General features: G+C 66.5%; 19 protein-coding genes. 10 read left to right on the top strand and 9 right to left on the bottom strand.

Features of this window, described 5'->3' with window-relative positions; translation table 11 throughout:
- Nucleotides 1–68 precede the first annotated feature (68 nt).
- The 3 genes from E4T13_RS01415 (at nt 69) to E4T13_RS01405 (ending at nt 2,820) form a co-directional block, all read left to right on the top strand.
- Nucleotides 69–938, top strand: coding sequence for a fumarate hydratase (locus E4T13_RS01415; RefSeq protein ID WP_137176454.1), 870 nt, complete (start codon nt 69–71; stop codon nt 936–938).
- A complete protein-coding gene (locus E4T13_RS01410; protein ID WP_137176453.1) occupies nt 935–1,555 on the top strand; it encodes a fumarate hydratase C-terminal domain-containing protein in 621 nt (206 codons plus the stop codon). The genes E4T13_RS01415 and E4T13_RS01410 overlap by 4 nt, the downstream gene beginning before the upstream one ends.
- A gap of 287 nt (nt 1,556–1,842) precedes the next feature.
- Nucleotides 1,843–2,820 (top strand): VOC family protein, encoded by a 978-nt coding sequence (locus tag E4T13_RS01405; protein WP_137176452.1) that lies wholly within the window; start codon nt 1,843–1,845, stop codon nt 2,818–2,820.
- Nucleotides 2,821–2,956: 136 nt separating this feature from the next.
- Here E4T13_RS01405 and E4T13_RS01400 read toward each other — a convergent pair whose 3' ends face one another.
- Nucleotides 2,957–4,216: a D-amino acid dehydrogenase gene (locus E4T13_RS01400; RefSeq protein ID WP_137176451.1), complete on the bottom strand. Its 1,260-nt coding sequence runs from the start codon at nt 4,214–4,216 to the stop codon at nt 2,957–2,959.
- Between the two features lie 130 nt (nt 4,217–4,346).
- Here E4T13_RS01400 and E4T13_RS01395 point away from each other — a divergent pair, with 130 nt between their 5' ends.
- From E4T13_RS01395 to E4T13_RS01375, 5 genes are all read left to right on the top strand, one after another.
- A complete protein-coding gene (locus E4T13_RS01395) occupies nt 4,347–4,784 on the top strand; it encodes an Lrp/AsnC family transcriptional regulator (protein ID WP_137176450.1) in 438 nt (145 codons plus the stop codon).
- 58 nt (nt 4,785–4,842) lie between these two features.
- A complete protein-coding gene (locus E4T13_RS01390) occupies nt 4,843–5,943 on the top strand; it encodes a YihY/virulence factor BrkB family protein (protein ID WP_137176449.1) in 1,101 nt (366 codons plus the stop codon).
- Between the two features lie 77 nt (nt 5,944–6,020).
- Nucleotides 6,021–6,983 (top strand): tripartite tricarboxylate transporter substrate binding protein, encoded by a 963-nt coding sequence (locus E4T13_RS01385; RefSeq protein ID WP_170984734.1) that lies wholly within the window; start codon nt 6,021–6,023, stop codon nt 6,981–6,983.
- 1 nt (nt 6,984) lies between these two features.
- Nucleotides 6,985–8,376 (top strand): ABC transporter substrate-binding protein, encoded by a 1,392-nt coding sequence (locus E4T13_RS01380; RefSeq protein ID WP_137176447.1) that lies wholly within the window; start codon nt 6,985–6,987, stop codon nt 8,374–8,376.
- Nucleotides 8,377–8,428: 52 nt separating this feature from the next.
- Nucleotides 8,429–8,887, top strand: a complete 459-nt coding sequence (locus tag E4T13_RS01375; RefSeq protein WP_137176446.1) for a RidA family protein — start codon at nt 8,429–8,431, stop codon at nt 8,885–8,887.
- Between the two features lie 18 nt (nt 8,888–8,905).
- Here E4T13_RS01375 and E4T13_RS01370 read toward each other — a convergent pair whose 3' ends face one another.
- From E4T13_RS01370 to E4T13_RS01355, 4 genes are all read right to left on the bottom strand, one after another.
- Nucleotides 8,906–9,646 (bottom strand): ABC transporter permease, encoded by a 741-nt coding sequence (locus E4T13_RS01370; RefSeq protein ID WP_240790944.1) that lies wholly within the window; start codon nt 9,644–9,646, stop codon nt 8,906–8,908.
- Between the two features lie 35 nt (nt 9,647–9,681).
- Complete coding sequence (locus E4T13_RS01365; RefSeq protein WP_170984733.1) at nt 9,682–10,743, bottom strand: ABC transporter permease; 1,062 nt, start codon at nt 10,741–10,743, stop codon at nt 9,682–9,684.
- Between the two features lie 113 nt (nt 10,744–10,856).
- Entirely contained in the window at nt 10,857–11,882 is a 1,026-nt protein-coding gene (locus E4T13_RS01360; RefSeq protein ID WP_137176443.1) for an extracellular solute-binding protein, read from the bottom strand.
- Between the two features lie 11 nt (nt 11,883–11,893).
- Entirely contained in the window at nt 11,894–12,856 is a 963-nt protein-coding gene (locus E4T13_RS01355) for an aminotransferase class IV (RefSeq protein ID WP_137176442.1), read from the bottom strand.
- A gap of 120 nt (nt 12,857–12,976) precedes the next feature.
- Here E4T13_RS01355 and E4T13_RS01350 point away from each other — a divergent pair, with 120 nt between their 5' ends.
- Nucleotides 12,977–13,948, top strand: a complete 972-nt coding sequence (locus tag E4T13_RS01350) for a tripartite tricarboxylate transporter substrate binding protein (RefSeq protein ID WP_170984732.1) — start codon at nt 12,977–12,979, stop codon at nt 13,946–13,948.
- Nucleotides 13,949–13,970: 22 nt separating this feature from the next.
- Here the strand turns inward: E4T13_RS01350 and E4T13_RS01345 are convergent, their stop codons facing one another.
- From E4T13_RS01345 to E4T13_RS01330, 4 genes are read right to left on the bottom strand one after another with little or no spacing between them, the layout of a single operon-like run.
- Nucleotides 13,971–15,287 (bottom strand): TRAP transporter large permease, encoded by a 1,317-nt coding sequence (locus E4T13_RS01345; protein ID WP_137176440.1) that lies wholly within the window; start codon nt 15,285–15,287, stop codon nt 13,971–13,973.
- A complete protein-coding gene (locus tag E4T13_RS01340; protein ID WP_137176439.1) occupies nt 15,284–15,781 on the bottom strand; it encodes a TRAP transporter small permease in 498 nt (165 codons plus the stop codon). The genes E4T13_RS01345 and E4T13_RS01340 overlap by 4 nt, the downstream gene beginning before the upstream one ends.
- Complete coding sequence (locus tag E4T13_RS01335; protein ID WP_137176438.1) at nt 15,778–16,815, bottom strand: TRAP transporter substrate-binding protein; 1,038 nt, start codon at nt 16,813–16,815, stop codon at nt 15,778–15,780. The genes E4T13_RS01340 and E4T13_RS01335 overlap by 4 nt, the downstream gene beginning before the upstream one ends.
- Nucleotides 16,816–16,844: 29 nt before the next feature.
- The gene (locus tag E4T13_RS01330; protein ID WP_137176437.1) at nt 16,845–17,792 is read right to left on the bottom strand and encodes a fatty acid desaturase; all 948 of its coding nucleotides are present in this window, start codon (nt 17,790–17,792) and stop codon (nt 16,845–16,847) included.
- 221 nt (nt 17,793–18,013) lie between these two features.
- Here E4T13_RS01330 and E4T13_RS01325 point away from each other — a divergent pair, with 221 nt between their 5' ends.
- Entirely contained in the window at nt 18,014–19,447 is a 1,434-nt protein-coding gene (locus E4T13_RS01325; RefSeq protein ID WP_206030052.1) for an NAD(P)-binding domain-containing protein, read from the top strand.
- The last annotated feature ends 116 nt before the right edge of the window (nt 19,448–19,563 follow it).

The following is a 19,563-nucleotide window of genomic DNA, read 5'->3' as shown; positions in this document are numbered from 1 at the left end:
TTATGGCCGAAGAGCTTCCACCGCACGCCCCCCTGCTTTAGTATCGCAGCAGTGCAAGGAAGCGCGGCATGGCGATCACCTACGGAGCGGTGAAGGACCTCTCCGCCCAGCTTTACGACTGGTCGCTGCGCAAGGTGCCGGACGACACCAAGTCCGGCCTGCGCGCCGCGCTCGAGCGCGAGACCCAGCCCGGCGCGCGCGAAATTCTCAAGATGATGCTGGGCAGTGCGCATCGCGCAGAGACCGAGGAGCGCTTCGTCTGCTCTGATGCCGGCGTCCCCGTCTACAACGTGACCATCGGCACTGCGGCGCGGCTGGACGGCGACATCAAGGCGGCGATCCGCGACGGCTTCGACGAGCTCGTCGCACGCATCCGTCCCCCGCTCCTCAAGCATGTGACGAACCCGCTGACGAACGAGCGCGGCTACAAGGGCAAGGACATGCCGCTTGTCACCTGGGACGTTGCCGGCGGCGCGGAGTGGGTCGAGATCCTCTGCCAGCCAAAGGCGCTCGGTTCCGGCCGCTGGGCAGCGCTCGAGACCTTCTCCTTCCCGACACTGCAGCAGATCGAGGAATACGTGATGAAGGTGGTGATGCAGGCGGGATCGCAGCACTGCCCCCCCGTCATCATCGGCATCGGCATCGGCGGCAGCTTCGACGTGGCCGCCAGGATCGCGAGCAAGGCGACGATGCGCCCGGTCGGCAGCACGAATGCGGAGCCGGTTCTGGCCGCCATGGAGGAGCGTCTCCTGCGCGCTGTGAATGCCACGGGCTTCGGCCCGATGGGCACGGGCGGCGACACCACCGCGCTGGCAGTACATGCGGATTACGCCTCGGGGCACGGCTATACACCGGTGGCAGTGTGCTTCAATTGCTGGATCAACCGCCGCACCCGCGCCCGTATCCACAACGACGGAACGGTGGAGCGCTTCGAATGAGCGGGCTTCGCAGAATAAGGCTGCCAATGTCGGCGGACGAGGCGCGAACGCTGCGAGCCGGCGATGTCGTTCTGGTGGATGGCGAGATTGTCATCAGCGCCGGCCTGCCCACGCATCAGCGCCTGCTCGAGGCCGCGGAGAACGGCACGCCGCCGCCCATGCAGATTTCGGGCGGCGCTCTGCTGCATCTCGGCTCCTACAGCCAGGACACCGGGGATGGCGGGTTGGAAGTGCTTTACATGAACCCCACCACCTCCACCCGCTTCAACGCGCTGATGCCGCGGCTTATTCGGCACTACGGACTCACCGCCGTCGGCGGCAAGGGTGGCCTTGACGCGGCCTGCGTTGCCGCGATGCAGGAAGTCGGTTGCGTCTATCTCTCCGTGCTGGGCGGCGGCGCGCCACTGCACTCCGCGGCGATCCGCGCTGTCCGCGAAGTCGCCTGCGACGATCTCGTTGCGCATTACCGCCTCGTGCGCCTCTCCGTCGAGGGGCTCGGCCCCGTGACGGTCGGGATCGACGCGCATGGCGACAGCGTCTTCGCCAGCCTGCACGCCGCTGCCAACGGGAGGTTGCCGGCCATCCTGCAGGAGATGGAGCGGCAAAGGCAGGTTTGACCAGGTGTGCCTGCTTGTCCCGACTTGCGCGACACGGAAGGTGCGAGCGCGCGCCAAACGCGGGTTGCTGCAGCACAGGATCACCGTCTCAGTCATCTCGCCAGCGCCGCCGCTGATCGCTGACAGGTCCACAGTGCTGCAGCCCCTGCCCGGCGCTGCGAACGTCACCGGGAGGCCGTGCGACGTCGCCACGAAAGACAATTCGACACTTGGGCGTCAGCTTGGCGACGTCATGGAGTTCAGATCAGCGACATGGACGAGATGCGCAGTCTGATTGGGGTGGAACCATGATCCAGGCGCTCGGCTATATCGGTATCCACGCCGCGCAACCCGCCGAATGGGACAGCTTCGGCACGGACCTGCTCGGCCTTCAGCGCGTGGATGCAGGCGGGGGGACCCGCATCTTCCGGATGGACGACCGCGCACAGCGCGTGATCGTGACCAAAGAGGCAGAGGACGGCCTCGCCTTCCTCGGATGGGAAGTGGCGGACGGCGCCGCGCTCGATGCGCTTGCTGCGAAGCTGGAGGACGCGGGCGTGCGCGTCATGCGCGGCGACTCCACGCTGGCCAGCCAACGCCACGTGGCCGACCTCATCGTCTTCCACGACCCCGGCGGCAACCGGCTCGAGGTGTTCCACGGGCAGGAGGTCGCGGACACGGATTTCGTCCCGGGCCGTCCGATCTCCGGCTTCCGCACCGGGCCGCTCGGCATGGGTCATGCCGTGCTCCATGTGACGGATGCGCAGGCTCTGCTGCCCTTCTATCGCGATACGCTCGGCTTCGGCCTCAGCGACTACGGTCGGACGCCCTACGACCTGTTTTTCTTTCACGTGAATGGCCGGCACCATTCCTTCGCCATGGTCGGCTCAGGCAAGGCAGGCATCCACCACTTCATGATAGAGCTCGGCTGCCTCGACGATGTCGGCCAGGGCTATGACATCGCGATGCAGCAACACGGGCGCGTCGCCTATTCGCTAGGTCGGCACACGAATGACTGGATGACGTCGTTCTACGTGAACACACCGTCCGGTTTCTTCGTGGAGTACGGCTGGGGTGGTCGCGTCATCGATCCTGCCGCCTGGCAGCCGCACGAAACCTTTGATGGCCCGAGCTATTGGGGTCACGAGCGCATGCACATGCCAGAAGGCGGAGCGCGCGAAAGGCTGCGGGCGATGCGTATGGACGCTGCCGCGCGCGGGCTGCGCGCACCCGATCCCGTCACCACCGGCTGCACCTGGGCAGACGCCGAGCTGCGGAAGCGCTGAAGCGCTGAAGCGCAGCAGGGGCGGCTGCAGGCTTCGGCTACCGCCAAGCCCACCACATCCGGGGCCGGTGGCGCGAGTCGTGCGCTCGGCGCGATCCTCCATTTTCCTGCCGGCTCCAGCCCGAATGCGGATGCCGTCAGGCCACGGCATAACGGTGCAGGGAGAGGTCATCCGAGGCAATATCGGGCCGCCGCCCGGTGACGAGATCCGACAGCAGACGACCCGAGCCACAGGCCATCGTCCAGCCAAGCGTTCCATGGCCTGTGTTCAAGTAGAGGTTGTGGTAGCGCGTCGGCCCGACCACCGGCGTGCCGTCCGGCGTCATCGGTCGCAGCCCGGTCCAGAAGCTTGCCTTGGCGACGTTCCCGCCACGCGGGAACAGATCAGTCACAGAGTGCTCCAGCGTCTCTCTTCTCGGCTTCCGCAGCCGCAAGGAGAACCCGGCGAGTTCCGCCGTGCCGCCGACGCGAATGCGCTCGCCCAGACGGGTGATCGCGACCTTGTAGGTTTCGTCCATCACGGTCGAGACCGGCGCCGCGGCCGCATCTTCGACCGGCAGCGTCAGCGAGTAGCCCTTAACCGGATAGACGGGCACATGCAGGTTCAGGGGACGCAGCAGAGCCGGCGTATAGCTCCCCATGGCGACGACGTAGCGGTCCGCGGTGAAGAACCCCTGATCCGTTCGCACACCGGTCACGGCGCCGGCCTCGGTCTCAAGGCCGCTCACCATGACACCGTGACGGAACACGACGCCCGCCGCCGCTGCGAGCGCCGCGAGCCGCTGAGTGAACAGGAAGGCGTCTCCCGTCTCATCGCCGGGCAATTGCAGGCCGCCGACGAATTTGCCGCGCACAAGCGCGAGCGCCGGCTCCGCCGCCATGCTGCCAGCAGCGTCCAACAACGCATGCCGAACGCCGAATGCCTTCAGCACCTCGATGTCGGCACCCACTGCATCAAGCTGCTTCTGGGTACGGAACAGTTGCAGGGTGCCTTTCGTGCGCTCATCGTATTGGATACCCGTCTCGGCGCGGAGTTCCCGGAGGCAATCACGAGAATACTCGGCGAGACGCACCATGCGCGCCTTATTCACTCCGTAAGCGGCATCGGTGCAATTCGCGAGCATCTGGCCGAGCCAGCGATAAAGTCCGCCGTCAAGCCTCGGCCACATGACCAGCGGGCGATGCCGCATCATCAGCCATCTGAGTGCCTTCACCGGTATGCCGGGTCCTGCCCACGGCGCCGAATAGCCGGGCGAGACCTGACCTGCATTGGCGAAACTGGTCTCCATGCCCGCGGCGGCCTGCCGGTCCAGGACCGTCACCTCATGGCCGTCGCGCGCCAGATACCAGGCGCTCGCAACCCCAACCACACCTGAACCCAGAACCAGCACACGCATGGGACCCTCCGCTCGTGACGGGGCATCATCATAATTGGTGGGTTCGTGGACTTTCGGTGGAATCGTTGCAGACAATCGCCGAATCGCCCAGATTTACGCAGAAAATTGTGGAAATAGGCAGACTCTGCACATGGACGAGATCGATCGCGCGATCATCCGCGAATTGCGAAGCAACGGCCGAATTCCCAATGCGGCCCTGGCGACCGCGGTAGGCCTCTCGCCGTCTGCGTGCCTGCGTCGCCTCCGACTGCTGGAGCGCAACGGCACCATCCGCGGCTACACGGTGCTGGTCGAGGAGGCTCCCGCCCGCGACTCAGTCACGGTGATCGTGCAGATCACCCTCGACCGCCAGACCGACGAACATCTTCGGCGCTTCGAGGACGCCGTTCGACGTTGCCCGGAGGTGCGGGAATGCCACCTCATGACCGGCATGTCCGACTACCTCCTGCGCGTCGAGGTGCGCGATGCGGCCGACTACGAGCGGCTCCACAAGGAGGCACTGTCCCGCATGCCTGGCGTTGCAAGGATCCAGTCCAGCTTCGCCATACGCACGGTGATCCGTGGCTGACCCAGGCCTGGCGCGGCACCATTTTCGCTGCGCCGCGTTGCGCTCCCCGAAGCACGTCATGCGGGAGATCGCCATGCCCGAACGCCCTCGACGCCCCTCACCCTGGACCGTGGCCGCCGCCGCCATACTGGGTTGGTTCGCCCTGACCGGCTCGGCGAAGCGGCGACCGGCTCGCATCCACGCGTTCGGCGCCGCCGAGGAAACGGTGGCGGTCCCGTCTGACGGCGCCGGGCGCGACGTGGCGCATCCACACCGATTCCCCACTCGTGGCTGGTGGATGATCCTGAAGCGGACCGCGCAACAGGCCAGCGAGGACCGACTGCTCACCGAGGCAGCGGGCGTGACTTTCTACACCCTGCTCGCGCTATTTCCCGCCATCGCCGCGCTGGTGTCGCTCTATGGTCTGGTCGCCGACCCGGCAACGGTCTCGCAGCATCTGCAGACCCTTGGCGGCGTGGTGCCCGGCGGCGGGATGCAGATCATCGAAGAACAGATTAAGCGCGTCACATCCCGGCCGAACAGCACGCTCGGCTTCAGTGCGGCAATAGGGCTGCTGATATCGCTCTGGAGCGCAAACCAGGCAACGAAGGCGCTCTTTGACGCTCTGAACGTCGTCTATGAGGAGGAGGAGAAGCGAAGCTTCATCCGCCTCACGCTGACCACACTCGCCTTCACGCTGAGCGGCCTGCTCTTTGCCATCGCCGCGATGCTCGCGGTGATCGTCCTGCCGGTCGCGCTGTCCTTCATAGGGCTGGGCGAGACGGCCGAGTGGCTGCTTCGGGTGGCCCGCTGGCCCCTGTTGATGCTTCTCGTGGGCGTCGTCCTTGCAGCGCTCTATCGCCTTGGCCCGAGCCGCGAGAAGGCGCGCTGGCGCTGGGTAACCTGGGGCAGCGCCTTCGCCGCCATCGTGTGGCTCGCCGTGTCTCTCGGCTTCTCGTGGTACGTGGAGAACTTCGGAAGCTACAATGAAACCTACGGTTCGCTCGGCGCCGTTATCGGCTTCATGACCTGGATCTGGATATCGGCGACAGTCGTTCTTGTCGGCGCGGAGCTGAATGCCGAGATGGAACACCAGACCGCCCGTGACACTACGACCGGCCCGGAGAGAGCGCTCGGCGCAAGGGGTGCCCGGATGGCTGACAGGGTGGCGCCCAATTAGGCCGCTATCGGAAGGTTGCGCACGTCCGGCACCCTGCATGACAATGCAGGGATTGCTGGGAGACAATGATGCGATCCATGCTCACGCGCCGCGGCGCCCTCACCCTCGGCGGCCTGGCCTTGCCGTTGCCGAGCCTCGCCCAAGGCAGCTTTCCCGACAAGCCGATCCGGATCATCGTGCCCTTCCCACCCGGCGGTGGCACCGACAATCAGGCGCGGGCCTTCGCGGACGCTCTGTCGCGGGAAATGCCACAGCGGGTCATCGTCGATAACCGCGCCGGTGCGGGCGGCAACATCGGTGTCGATGCGGCGGCGCGGAGCCCTGCCGACGGGTATACGCTTCTGGCGACCGGGCCGAACATCATCAACACCCGCTATCTCATTCGGGATACGCCCTTCCGCTGGGAACGTGACTTCGACACCCTCGGCCTCATGTTCTCATCCCCCAATGTGCTGGTGGTGCATCCCTCAGTACCGGCCAGGAGTGTGCCCGAGTTCATTGCCTATGCGAGGGCCAACCCGGGGAAGCTGAACTTCGCCTCGGCAGGCGCCGGCGGGTCGATCCATCTTTCCGGCGAACTCTTCATGAGCATGACTGGCACGCAGATGGTCCATGTGCCCTATCGCGGCGATGCGCTCGCGCGGGCTGACCTGACGAACGGCAACGTCCAGGTCATGTTCAACACGCTCGTCACATCGGTGGAGCCGATCCGCGTCGGGCACTGGCGCGGACTGGCCGTTACCGGCGACACACGAGCCAAGACGCTGCCGGAGCTTCCAACGGTGTCGGAAGCCGGGGTCCCCGGCTTCAGCGTCCTGTCCTGGATGGGGCTGTTCGCGCCGAAGGGCATTCCGGCCGAAGCCGTCGCCCGCATCCGCGAAGGCTTCGACAAGGTCTTTGCGAGCGCAGCCAACCGCGCCGAGTTCGAGCAGAAGTTCAGCGTGGACAACATACCGTCCAGCCCCGCTCAGCATCTCGCCTTCATGCAGGCAGAGGAGCGTAAATGGGCCCCTATTCTTTCCAGGTTCCAGCCTGCCTGACATGCGGCACCTGACGATCGCGGCGGAGAAGTGCCGCTTCCTGCCCGCGACCCGCGTCACGGACGACACCAGTGTCCTCACTCTCAAGACACTGGTGTTCGAGCCATTGGTGCGCTGGACCGAGGGTGGGCGCGTCGCACCAGCACTCCTGTCCCGATGGCAGGTGGACCAGGGCGGACGCCGCTGGCTGTTCGACATCCGCGAAGGCGCACGGTTCCACGATGGCAAGCTCTGCGAAGCGCAGGACATCCTGGCGATGATCCAGGGCATCCTCGGCTCCGTGGACATGTTCGGGATGAAGTGGAGCTACAGCCGCTATCTTGCGCGTGCGACCCTGACCGCGCCGACGCGCAACAGGCTCATGGTGGAGAATCCGGAACCCTTCGCCGATATTCTCGACATCTTCTCGGAATTTTTCGTCTGTCGCGAGGACGCGTCGGGCGCGCCGGTGCTCGGCACTGGGCCTTACCGTGTCACCGCGTATGATCCTGATCTGTCTGCCGACCTAGAGCGGGTCGGGGCGACGCCGGGCCCGGATCGCATCACGCTGCGGGCAATACCCGAGCCGGAAGTGCGCATGGCTGCCCTCCGCGCCGGACAGTTGGACGTAGCAATGCAAATGGAGCGACTTCGCGACGGTCCGGATTTCAGCGATCGCTTCGAGTGGGGGCGGTCTCTGAACACGCTCTCCGTCATGCATTATCTCAATTGCGATTCCGGGGCCTTCGCGCATCCGGCGGCCCGCCGAGCAATCAATCACACCGTGGACCGCCAGGCCATCTTGGACAGGCTCTTCCACGGGCTCGGCGTGCCCTCCAGCACGGTGGTCAGCCCGCTGCACCTGGGCGCTCGGGCTGCGGCACTGCGCCCCATTCCCTACGACCCCGACGAGGCAAAGCGGCTGTTCGATCTCGCGCAGGTCACCGGCCCGATCCGGTTGCGCACGCCGCTCGAGATGCCGGACAAGGCAAAGGAGATCACGCAGGCAGTCGCGGCAGACCTTGAGCGTCTCGGCCTGCCTACCCGCATCGAGGAACAGCCGGACCGGCCCGAATATGCGCGCGAGGTTGGCCGCAAACAGATCGGCGATATCGCCATCTTCGACAGTTCGCCGCACAGCACCTTCCGTGTGCTTGACGACAAGGTATCGTCTGTGAACCGAGCAGTCTGGTGGCAGGGTTATGAGGATCACGAAGCGGATCGCCTGATCGCGGCGGCCAACCATGCCGTGGCGGACGAAGACCGTGAGGCAGGCTACGGTGCCGTGTTGCGCCGATTGCATGCCAATCCGCCCTGGCTCTACCTGTTCCACCCGATCGAGGTCTTTGCAGCCCGCCGCGGCGCCGGGCGCTTCGTCCTGGAAGGTACCGGCATCCTGCGCGTGGAGGGCTGACGCAGCGCCGGATCGCCGGCAGACTGGCTGCTCCGCAGTAAGGGAGATCGCCATGTCCGCCGAGGAGCGCCTGGCCGCGTTGCAGATCGAATTGCCGAGCCCACCGCTGCCCATGGCCAACTACGTGCCGTGGCGTATCGGTGGCAACCTGCTGTTCCTGTCCGGCGTGGGACCACGCTACGCCGATGGCCGCCACATTGCCGGCGTGCTCGGTGCCGACCTGGATGTGAAGGTCGGCTACGAGGCGGCCCGGCTTTGCGGACTGAACCTGCTGGCCAACATGCGGGCTGCGCTCGGATCCCTGGACAGGGTGGATACGATCCTAAAGGTGCTCGGCATGGTGCGTGGCACACCTGATTTCGGCGAGCAGCCGGAAGTGATCAACGGCTGCACCGACCTGTTCGTGGAGGTGTTCGGCGAAGCGGGCCGCCCTGCGCGGTCAGCCGTCGGCATGGGAAGTCTGCCGCGCGGCATCGCGGTGGAGATCGAAGCGGTGGTGCTGCTGCGCTGAGGCTGCCGCTGCGCCGGTTCAACGCCGGCGCAGCGCCTCCGTCACCAGAAGGAGAAGCACGGAAAGCAGGAACAGCAGGCTCGCCGCGGACAGGATCGTCGGAGTCATGTATTCGCGGACATTCGCGTACATCTGGCGCGGCAGCGTGAACTGGCCAGGCCCAGCCAGGAACAGCGTGATGACGAACTCGTCGAGCGAGGTGGCAAAGGCGAACACTGCACCTGCCGCGACGCCAGGCCAGATCCGCGGCAAAAGGACTCGCCGGAACGCAAGCCAGGGCGCAGCCCCCAGGGAAGCCGCCGCCCTCAGCATGGCGCCGTCGAAGGTGGAGAGACTGGCCAGGACCGAGACCAGCACGAAAGGCACCGCGACCACGGTGTGACCGAGCACCAGCCCGGGAAGCGTTCCTGCCAGTCCGATGAGCGAGAAGGCGAAAAACATTGAAGCCGCGGTGACGATGAAGGGTGTCACCATCGGCAGCGTGAGCAGGCCGAGGAGGACGGCCCGGCCGCGGAACTCCCCGAGGTGAAGGCCGATGGCGGCCGCGGTACCGAGCAGGGTCGCCACGACCATCGTGGCACCGCCGACCAACAGGCTGTTCCGAGTGGCCAGCAACCAGCGCTCGCTTTCGAAGAAGTCGGCATACCAGCGAAGCGAGAAGCCGCGCGGCGGAAAGTGCAGCACCTCCGTCGGCGAAAAGGACAGCCAGAGCGCGGCCAGCATCGGCAATGACAGGAACGCGAGCACAAGCGCGGTCATCAGAAGGAGCAGCGGAGATGGCCGCATGCCCGGCATCAGGCGCGCGTTCCCGCCGGCGTGTTGCCGGTCAGCGCGCGCAGGAGCGCGGCGACCGCGCCTGCCATCGCCAGGAGATAGGCGGAGAGCGCGGCAGCCATACCCCAGTTCACCTCTCGGGTCAGATACTGCGCGATGAACCACGCGACGAGCTGGTCGCGCTCGCCACCCAGCAGCGCCGGCGTGATGTAGAAGCCGACGGCCAACAGGAATGTCATCGCGGCGCCAGCCAGGACGCCCGGTAGGGACAGCGGCAACCAGACACGCCGGAAGCGCAGCCACGGCCCCGCGCCAAGGGAGGCCGCTGCATGAAGATGGCGCCTGTCCAGCCGCGCCATCACGCCGACCATCGGCAGGATAGCCACCGGAAGCAGGATGTGGACGGTCGACAGCAGCACCGCAAAGCGCGTGCCGATGAGTTGCAGCGGCGATTCGATCGCGCCGAGAAAGAGCAGCAGGTCATTCACCGGCCCTTCCCGCTGCAGCAGCGCAAACCAGGCGGTACTGCGCACGAGGACGGAAGACCAGAACGGCACCAGCACCAGCAGCAGGGTGATGGAGGACCAGGGAGGACGAAGAGCCGCGATGCACGCTGCCACCGGCCATCCAAGCAGCACGCAGGCCGCGGTGACCAGCAGGCTGACCCAGAGGGTGCGCAGGAACAACGTCCTGAACAGAGCCTGATCGGGCGGGACGCGCCGGACCTCGCCTTCGGCCGTTCGCGTGAGATCAAGCGCTCGCAAGAGGTACAGCGATGTGGTCGGGCCACCGGCGCGCCGCAACAGCCGCCAGGTCTCGGGATCGCCCCAGCATGCATCCAGTGCCGGGAGGCTCTCGGCATAGGGTGCTGCGAGGCGATCCTGTGCCCTCGCTGTGCGCAACAGGAGCGCACGCAGACCACTCTGCTCGAAGTTCAGCCGCTGCGCCAATGCTCCGATCCGGCGGTCCTGCAGGGCCGCGCCCGACTCCTCGGCGAGGGCCGCGAAAGCTGCTTCTGGCGGCAGGCCTCGCTCGTCCCATGCCGTCAGCGCCGCCCGCGTGCGCGGCAAGGTCTCCGCCACCTCGCGATCGGTGACGGCGGTCAGAAGCGTGTTCCCGACCGGCAGGAAAAAAGCGAAGCAGAGCAGCAGCAGCAGCGGCGCGAGCAGCGCCGCCGAGAGCAGCTTGCGGCGGTTCAGCGGTTCAGCCAGGCGGCGAAGCGCTGCTCCAGATCCGGGCCCTGGTCCAGCCAGAATTCCGTGTCGATGTGCAGCCCGCGATCCTGGTGGCGGCTCAGCATCAGCGGGTAGCGCTCACGGATCGTGGCGTCGTTCGCCACGGCAGCGGTGACGGGATTGATGGGCCACAACTCGGCAAGGGCACGCAGCGGCCCGGTGCTGGTGATGAAGTCCACGAGTCGCATCGCTTCGGCGCGATGCGGCGTACCGCGCACCACAGCCCAGTAGTCATACGCGAAGAGCAGCGTATCCCAGTTCAGGTCGAGCTTCGCGCCATTCGTGATGGCCGTGGCGACGCGCCCGGTGTAGCCAGCGGCGAAGGCCACCTCTCCTGCATTCACCAGTTCAAGCGGCTGCTGACCGCCGGTCCAGAACTGCAGATGCGGGCGGATGCGGTCGAGCGCGGCGAACGCGCGGCGCTGGCCTTCGGGCGTGGCGAGGACGCGATAGACTTCACTCGCTACCACGCCATCCCCCATCAAGGCCATTTCCATGGTCATGCGCGCGCCGCGGCGCAACGCTCGGCGGCCAGGGAAGCGCTGCACATCCCAGAACTCGCGCCAGTTGGAGGGGCCGGTCGGGTTGCGGTTCAAGTCCCGGAACACCGCCACGCCCCAGCCTATGGCACCGGCGCCGCATGTCGTGGCTCCGTCCGGCAGGAACTTGTCGCGGCCGACGACGGACCAGTCGATGCGTTCGAAGATGCCGTCTTCACAGCCGCGAATCAGGTCGGGAGCCTCGACCATGACGACGTCCCAGGTGACGTTGTTGGCCTGCACCATCGCCCGGATAGGGCCGACATTATAGTCATAGGAAGCATCACGGAGCGGAATGCCGGTCTGCTGCGTGAAGCCGCGGAACAAGGTGGCGCGCATATGCTCCTGCAGGCGCCCACCCCCTGCGACGATGGTCAACTCGCGTTGCGCGAGCGCTGGCGCCGCGAAGCCCAGCAGCGCAAGCACGACAAGCAGAAGTCGCTTCATACTACGCCCCCTCAGCCCGGATCCGGCGGCGGGATGCTCGCCGCGGCAGTGATGTGCCAACCCGCATTCTTCCTGTCGTAATACGTATTGAGCAAGCGGGTCGTGACGGGCCCGGGCACGCCGGCCCCGATCGGCGCGCCGTCGAGCCGTGTCAGCGGGAACAACCCGCAGGAGGTCGCGGTCAGGAAGGCCTCCTCCGCTCGCGCTAGCTCCTCCGGCATCAATCGGCGGAAACGCGCCGGAAAGCCGAGATCGTCTGCGATCTCGAACATGGTCCTGCAGGAGATGCCCGGCAGCACATTGGCGTCGGGCGAGACGAGTTCGCCGTCTACCAGCGCCACGAGGTTGAAGCCGGGCGCTTCGGCCAGGGCTCCATCCGGGGCGAGCAGCAGCGCCATCTCCGCACCAGCCTCCTTCGCGGCAAAGCTCGCGCGGTGGAAATCGCCCCAATGCGTGTTCTTCCAGGCTGGATTGACCGAGTCGGCCGCGATGCGCGGGATGCCTCGGGCGATCATCGCATGCAATCCGCGCCGCATCTCGTCGGGTTGGCCCCTCAGGATCAGCGGCGTGACGGTGGCGAAGAACCGGTGTGCGACGTGCTTTGCGGGATCGCGCGTACCAGGGACCGCGGTGCCGCGAGTGCAGGCGAAGTAGACAAGGGTGTCCTGCAGGCTGCTGCGCCGAACAAGATCCGCCAACCGCCGACGAAGACCCTCGCGCGAAAGGGCGGGATCCAGCCTGAGCCCGGCGCAGGACGCGAGGAAGCGGTCGAGATGGTCCTCCAGCCTGAAGAAGCCGCCGCGCCAAGTGTGTACGACATCATAGGTCATGTCGGCATACATCAGACCGAGATCGCGTACGGGCACGCGGGCCTGGTCCAGCGGCACCACCTCGCCATCGACCCAGGCCAGCGCCTTCGAGAAATCCGCATGGGCCGCAGACAAATGGGTCGGGACGTTCATCGTTTCGGACATTTGCTACGCCTCGCGCCACCACGGCACTGGGTCAAGACCTCGCTCCCAAATCCACGGGGTTCCCGCCCGCGGTGCATGTGCTTTTATGGGCAGGAGAAAGGCCGACAGGGAGAGAGCACAATGCGCCGTCGCCATATGCTTGCACTGCTGAGCGCCCCGCTGCTGTTGCCCGCCATCGCCCGCGCACAGAACTGGGCTCCAAGCCGTCCGGTCACCATGGTGGTCCCCTTCCCGCCAGGCGGGCCCACCGACCTCGCAGCGCGGCTGCTGCAGAACGGCATGCAGCCCGCGCTTGGGCAGCCCGTGGTGGTCGACAACCGCCCGGGCGCCACCGGCGCCATCGGCTCCCGCTTCGTCGCCCAGGCCGCACCAGACGGGCACACGCTGCTCGTCGCGGCAAGCGGCACGCTGACGATCAACGAGGTTGTCATGCGCAGCGCCGGCTACGAGACGGAGCGCGACTTCGCCCCGATCACGCTGGTGATGAGCGTGCCCAACATGCTCGTGGTCAACCCTGCCGTTCCCGCGCGCACGGTGCCGGAAGTCGTCGCCTGGATGAAGGCGCAGCCGGGTGGCGTGAACTACGCTTCCAGCGGCGTCGGGTCCTCCGAGCAGCTTGGCATGGAGCTGTTCAGGCTGCGCACCAGCACCGAAGCCACGGCCGTGCCCTATCAGGGCGGGCCGGCGGCAATGCAAGCGGTCATCCAGAATCAGGCGCCGATCGCCATGCTCAACGCCGCCACGGTTGGGCCGCAGGTGCAGGCTGGTGCGCTGCGCGGTATCGCCGTGGCCGGCCCGCGGCGGATGAGCACGCTTCCGGACGTGCCGACCATGACCGAACAGGGTCTTCCCCAGATCGTGAGCGGAAGCTGGACGGCCGTTGTTGCCCCGAAGGCGACGCCGGCCAACATCCTCGACAAGCTCAACGAGGTCATGGTCACCGCGTTGCGCGCACCGGAGGTGCAGGATCGGTTGGGTCGCGTCGGCTTCACCGTGGATGCGTCGAGCCGCGCGGATCTCGCGCGCCTGATCGCAAGCGACCTCGCCCGCTGGCGAGAGGTGGTACGCGAGGCGAAGATCCAGACGAACTGAGCCTTTCGGCGGCTGGCCGGCGCTACCAGAGGCCTGGCAGCCAGAGGCTGATCGCCGGAACCAAGGCCAGCAACAGGATGCGGCAGAGGTCGGACGCAACGAAGCCGAGCACTCCGCGATAGGTCTCGCCCATCGGTACTTCCTTCGCCATCGCGTTGATGACGAAGAGGTTCAGCCCGAAGGGCGGGCTTATCATGCCGACCTCGACGCTCATCAGCACCAGGATGCCGAACCAGACAAGCACCTGCGTCTTGTCCATCCCGAAGTCGAGGCCGAGCATCAGCGGGACAAAGATCGGCAGTGTCAGCAGCACCATCGCCAGGCTCTCCATGAAGCAGCCCAGGACGAAGTAGATCAGCAGAACGACCAGAAGGATCGCGAAGGGGGGAACCGGCAGGCCTGCAACCATGGCGGAAAGCTCCGCGGGCAGGCGCGACAGCGCCAGGGCAGCGCTGAACAATTCGGCCCCGAGCAGCACCAGGAAGATCAGGCCCGAGGTGACGGCGGTGGAGAGCAGGCTCTCCCTCAGTCCTTGCCAGCGCATCCCACCCAGGAAGACCGCGAGCAGGCACGTCGCCGCCGCTCCGATCGCCGCGCCTTCGGTAGCGCTGAACCAGCCGCCATAGATCCCGGTCACCACAACCACGAAGACAAGGGCGACCGGCCACACCTCGGCAGTTGCGCGAAGCTTCTCCCCGAGGGGCAGGCGTTCCGCGGCCGGGGCCTGGTGCGGGGCGATACGCGCATGCAGGTTGACCACCAGCATGTAGCCTGCAGTGGCGAGCAGGCCCGGGATGACGGCGGCGACGAACATCGCCCCGATGCTCTGCTCGGTGTAGATCGCGTAGATGACGAGGATGACGCTCGGTGGAATTAGGATGCCCAGCGTTCCGCCAGCAGCGAGGGTGCCGGTCGCAAGCGCCGGCGAGTATCCGTGACGACGCATCTCCGGATATGCGACCTGGCTCATGGTCGCGGCCGTTGCCAGGGACGATCCGCATATCGCGCCGAAGGCCGCGCAACCACCGATCGTCGCCACCGCAAGCCCGCCGCGCCAATGCCCCATCCACGCCCGCGCGCAGCGGAACAGCGCACGGTTCATGCCGCCCTTGGTCGCGAAATCGCCCATCAGCAGGAACAGCGGGATGACCGACAGGGTGTAGGAGGAGAAGCGACTGAAGGTCAGTGTGTTGAGCGTGGCGAACACCCGGTCCCATCCGCCGATCGCGGCATAGCCGAACCCGCCGACCAGCAGCATGGCAATGCCGACGGGCATGCGAAGCGCAATGAGCAGCAGCGCGGCTGCAAACATCGCCAGCCCGATGTCGAAGTTGCTCATGCCGCGCGGCGGGCCTTCGCGGCGCTCTCGACAGCAACGAACGCGGCGCAGAGGGTCCAAAGCGTCATGGCGACCGCGGCGGCGGCATAGCCCCACCAGAAGGGAATCAGCAGGAACATCGTCTCCCGCTCGCGATCCCACATGTTGTAGCCACCGACCATGAGCCGCCAGGCCAGCACGGCGACGACCGCAGCGGCGATCGCCCGCATCAGCGCATCGAGTCCCGCGATCGCGCGTGGTCCGAGGCGCTGGGTGAAGAAATCCACCATCACATGCGCGCCCTTCATCTCGCAAAGCGGCAGGCAGAGCGCAATGGCGACGCCCAAGGCCATCTCGACGATCTCCGAATCTCCTAGGATCGGACGGTTAAGGATCGCTCCGCGCAGGACGGAAGCAGTCGTGACGGCCACGGCAGCCAGAAGGAGCAATCCGGCCGCCAGGGCCGCGATCGTCGCGGCGCCCGTCAGGGCGCCGCGTAGCCGCTGTAAGGTCACGCCCGCCCGTAGCGCGCCGTGATCGCCATCATCTCGTCGAACAGGGCACGGCCGTTACGCCCACGACGGTTCATCTCCGCGATCCAAGCCTCATAGGCAGGCGCCACGGCATTGCGCCAGCGCGCCTTCTCCTCCGGCCCGATCTCGATGATCTCGCCGCCGGCCGCGCGGGTTGCATCAATCGCCTGCTGCGTCTGCGTGTCCCAGATCTCGCCGAGTTGCCGGGAGAGTTCGGCGCCGGAATTGGCGTCGATCACCGCCCGCAACTCCGTGGGCAGGCGATTGTAGCTCTGCATGCTCATCAGCGTCAGCAGAAGGCCCTGGAACAGGCCGGTGCCAGCCGGCTCGGTGTGATACTTCGCAACCTCGTACAGCCGGAACGGGTGGGTGATCGCCCAATTGATCAGGAAGCCATCCACCTGGTTGCGGGCCGTTGCCTCGTAGACACCACCGAGTGGGATGCCGACGGGCGTGGCGCCGAGAGCGGTGACCGCTTCGCCGATGAAGCGGCCGGCGACGCGCAGCCGCAAGCCACGGAAATCCTCCTGCACGCGGATCGGCTTGCGGCTGGTGTGGACCAGCGCGCGGTCCGTGGCATGGATCGCGATGATCTTGATGCCGCGGTATTCGGTACTCGCCAGGTTCTTCGCGGCATACTCGTAGGCCGCCGGCGACATGGTCGCGGACTTCCCGGTGTTCATGAAGGGCATCTCGATACCCTCTGTGCCCATGAACCGACCGGGGGTGAAGCCCGGTACGGTCCAGATCATGTCCACAACACCGTCCTCGAGCTGCTGCGGCAGGTCGCGCGGCTGGCCGCCAAGCTGCATGGCCGGATACATCTCGACCTTAATTCGCCCCTGCGACTGCTGGCCGACGCGCTCTGCCCAGCGATCCAGGTGCAGCGTGTGGTCAAGCGCCGTGGGCGAGGAGAAGGAATGGCAGCGGATGGTGAAGACCTGCTGTGCTCGCGCTACCAGCGGCGCGGCCAGCGTAAGGCCCAGGGTCGTCCTGAACAGGTGCCTTCGGTGCATGCTTGTGTCCCCCTTCTCCCAGGTGTCGGTCAGCGCGCGGGATGCGCAGGCACAAATACCGGCTTGAACAGCCAGCGTCGCGCGATTTCGAAGTAGCCGCGGAAGACGAAGTGGCCGTTATGAGCCAGCAGCGCTGGGCGGTTGCGCTGCCAGAAGCCGGGGATCTCGAACCAGGGCATCTGGGGATAGAGGTGGTGCACGATGTGCAGGTTGTTCCACAGGAACAACAGGCCGAAGATCCAGTTGCTCTCCACGCTGGCCGTGCGCTCGCCGGGCGTCGGGCCCCAGCGGTGCTCAATGAAGGCGCGCAACAGGCCGATCGAGATGCCAGGCAGCACCATGAACAGATAGTACTGCCAGATCGGCATGCCCGCGACGTCGCGCACGAACCATAGGATTACGGCCAGACCAAGGAAGAAGCGGAGCCACGCCGGCACGTCCGAGTAGTCCCGCCGTGCCAGCTTGCCATACTCCACCAGCACCAGCTTTCGCAGCCGCAGGAAGGGTCCGATCAGCAGCCGGCCAAGCAGCGTCTGATTGGCCAGCAGCACGGCGCGCCAGGCGGGGCTGTAGTGCGACCAATCCGCCTGCCGATGATACTGCGTCTCCGTATCCTCGCCGGGATAGGTCAGCACGGTGTTGCGGTGATGCGTCGTGTGGCTGCGCTTGTAGAGCTCGAAGGGCCACCAGCCGCCAATCGGTGGCCACACGACGGCGGTGCGGAGCCACCGCGGGATGCTTCGCCAGCCATGGATCGCTTCGTGCTGCAGCGAGAAATGCCATGCCAGCACATAGCCCCCCAGCAGCGCCAGCACTGGCCAGGGGATAGCGGCATGAAACCAGACCAGCAGGAACCACGCAGCGTAGATCGCGAACGCAACGCCCCAGGTCGGAAGCTCCGACCGCCGCCACCAGACGGGCGAAGGCGACAGCGCCGCGGCGCGCGGAAGCTCGCTCATCGTGGGGGCGACCGACATGCCGCGAACGTCGCAAGAAAACCGCCTCGCTGGCAAGCAGCCCGCTCCCTTTCTGAGGCCTGTTCATGCGGCGCACCGCCGACGGCAAGGGCATCCTGCATCGGAATTGATGCGGGAAGCGGCATTGCCCGCCCCCGAAGCCGTGGCGGCGCGGCTTCGCGCGATGGCGCCACGGCACCCAGACGTCGTAAGCTTCACGGGCATCAACGGGGAGTTACGCCTTGCCGGCCGCTACCAACCTCGCCGAACTCGAGGCCGACGTTGTGCGGGACTTGGCGCTGATCGCGCATCCGCGCATGGATTGGCTGGAAGCCAAGACCAGCGGCGGGCAGCCGGTGCTGGACGTGCTGATCGTCGGGGGCGGACAGTGCGGCGTCGTCACGGCCTTCGCGTTACTGCGCGAGAAGGTCCGCAACATCCTGGTCGTCGATCGCGCTGCACGCGGGCGCGAAGGCCCCTGGCTCACCTATGCCCGCATGCCGAAGCTCCGAAGCTGGAAGGATCAGAGCGGCCCAGACCTCGGCATACCATCCCTCACCTATCAGGCCTGGCACGAGGCGCAGTTCGGGGCGGCCGGCTGGGACGCGATGACCCTGATCCCGAAGGAGCTGTGGAACGACTACCTTCTGTGGTTCCGCCGCGTTACCCGCGTGCCGGTCCGGAATGGCGTCGAGGCTGGACGGATCGCGCCGACGCGCACGGATGACGGCCTCCCCTGCCTGCGTGTGGAAACCAGCGAAGGTCCGCTGCTCGCCCGGAAGGTGGTGCTCGCGACGGGTCAGGAGGATGCCGGTCGATGGTGGATGCCGGACTTCGTCGCGGCGCTTCCGCCGGCCCTGCGCGCCCATAGCGCGGAGGACATCGACTTCCGGGCGCTGCGCGGCAAGGTTGTCGCCGTGCTCGGGGCCGGTGCATCCGCCTTCGACAACGCCGCGACAGCCTTGGAACATGGCGCGGCGGAGGTCCACCTCTTCTGTCGACGCGCCGAACCGCAGCTTGTCCAGCCTTATCGCTGGCTGACCTTCGCCGGCTTCCTCGAAGCGCTGCACGCGGTTCCCGATGCCTGGAGGTGGCGCTTCATGGCCGACGTGCTCGGCATGCGGGAGGCCTTCCCGCAGGACACATGGGATCGCGCCGCGCGGTTCGGCAATTTTCGCATGCATGTCGGCCGTCCCTGGCAAGGGGCGCAGGAGACTCATGACGGACGCGTAGCCATTCGCACGTCTGAGGGCCCGTTCCTTGCTGATTACCTTATCTGCGGAACGGGCATCCGAATGGATTTCGGAAGCGTCCCGACGCTATCCGCCTTCGCAGGAAACATTGCCCGCTGGTCCGATCGCTACACGCCGCCACCCGAGGAAGCCGATGAGCGGCTTGGGGAGTTTCCCTACCTCGCGGCTGACTATGCCTTCATGGAGCGCGTGCCGGGTGGCGCGCCCTGGATCGCGGACATCCACCTGTTCGGCATCGCCAGCACGCTCTCCTTCGGGCCGGCCGGCGCCTCGATCAATGCGATGGTCTATGCTGTGCCGCGCCTGGCGCGCGGGCTCGTGCGCGGGCTTTTCGAAGCGGACCTGCCGCGGCTATGGCAGTCCTACCAGGCCTATGATGAGCCGATTGCGCGGATCGATCCCGGGCGGCTGGCCGCACAGTGACAGGGCTGCAGCCACTGGACCGCAGTCGTCCCTGCGGTGAGGATAGGCAGGACCGAGGCAAGCAAGGGGGACCGGGCATGGCCGGCATATGCATTTCGCGTCGCAACGCCATAGCA

It is taken from the genome of Roseomonas sp. AR75, from assembly GCF_005222815.1.
Lineage (GTDB): Bacteria > Pseudomonadota > Alphaproteobacteria > Acetobacterales > Acetobacteraceae > Falsiroseomonas.
The sequence above is the reverse complement of the archived record's forward strand: the minus strand, read 5'-3'. Positions and strand labels throughout refer to the sequence as shown.

Bases quoted from the DNA above. Each gene is read 5' to 3' on its own strand.
- E4T13_RS01360 (WP_137176443.1), bottom strand. From the start codon at position 11,882: ATGAAGCGACTTCTGCTTGTCGTGCTTGCGCTGCTGGGCTTCGCGGCG.
- E4T13_RS01355 (WP_137176442.1), bottom strand. From the start codon at position 12,856: ATGTCCGAAACGATGAACGTCCCGACCCATTTGTCTGCGGCCCATGCG.
- E4T13_RS01330 (WP_137176437.1), bottom strand. From the start codon at position 17,792: ATGTCGGTCGCCCCCACGATGAGCGAGCTTCCGCGCGCCGCGGCGCTG.
- E4T13_RS01405 (WP_137176452.1), top strand. From the start codon at position 1,843: ATGATCCAGGCGCTCGGCTATATCGGTATCCACGCCGCGCAACCCGCC.
- E4T13_RS01380 (WP_137176447.1), top strand. From the start codon at position 6,985: ATGCGGCACCTGACGATCGCGGCGGAGAAGTGCCGCTTCCTGCCCGCG.
- E4T13_RS01395 (WP_137176450.1), top strand. From the start codon at position 4,347: ATGGACGAGATCGATCGCGCGATCATCCGCGAATTGCGAAGCAACGGC.
- E4T13_RS01415 (WP_137176454.1), top strand. From the start codon at position 69: ATGGCGATCACCTACGGAGCGGTGAAGGACCTCTCCGCCCAGCTTTAC.
- E4T13_RS01345 (WP_137176440.1), bottom strand. From the start codon at position 15,287: ATGAGCAACTTCGACATCGGGCTGGCGATGTTTGCAGCCGCGCTGCTG.
- E4T13_RS01335 (WP_137176438.1), bottom strand. From the start codon at position 16,815: ATGCACCGAAGGCACCTGTTCAGGACGACCCTGGGCCTTACGCTGGCC.
- E4T13_RS01385 (WP_170984734.1), top strand. From the start codon at position 6,021: ATGCTCACGCGCCGCGGCGCCCTCACCCTCGGCGGCCTGGCCTTGCCG.
- E4T13_RS01370 (WP_240790944.1), bottom strand. From the start codon at position 9,646: ATGACCGCGCTTGTGCTCGCGTTCCTGTCATTGCCGATGCTGGCCGCG.
- E4T13_RS01410 (WP_137176453.1), top strand. From the start codon at position 935: ATGAGCGGGCTTCGCAGAATAAGGCTGCCAATGTCGGCGGACGAGGCG.
- E4T13_RS01400 (WP_137176451.1), bottom strand. From the start codon at position 4,216: ATGCGTGTGCTGGTTCTGGGTTCAGGTGTGGTTGGGGTTGCGAGCGCC.
- E4T13_RS01390 (WP_137176449.1), top strand. From the start codon at position 4,843: ATGCGGGAGATCGCCATGCCCGAACGCCCTCGACGCCCCTCACCCTGG.
- E4T13_RS01350 (WP_170984732.1), top strand. From the start codon at position 12,977: ATGCGCCGTCGCCATATGCTTGCACTGCTGAGCGCCCCGCTGCTGTTG.
- E4T13_RS01375 (WP_137176446.1), top strand. From the start codon at position 8,429: ATGTCCGCCGAGGAGCGCCTGGCCGCGTTGCAGATCGAATTGCCGAGC.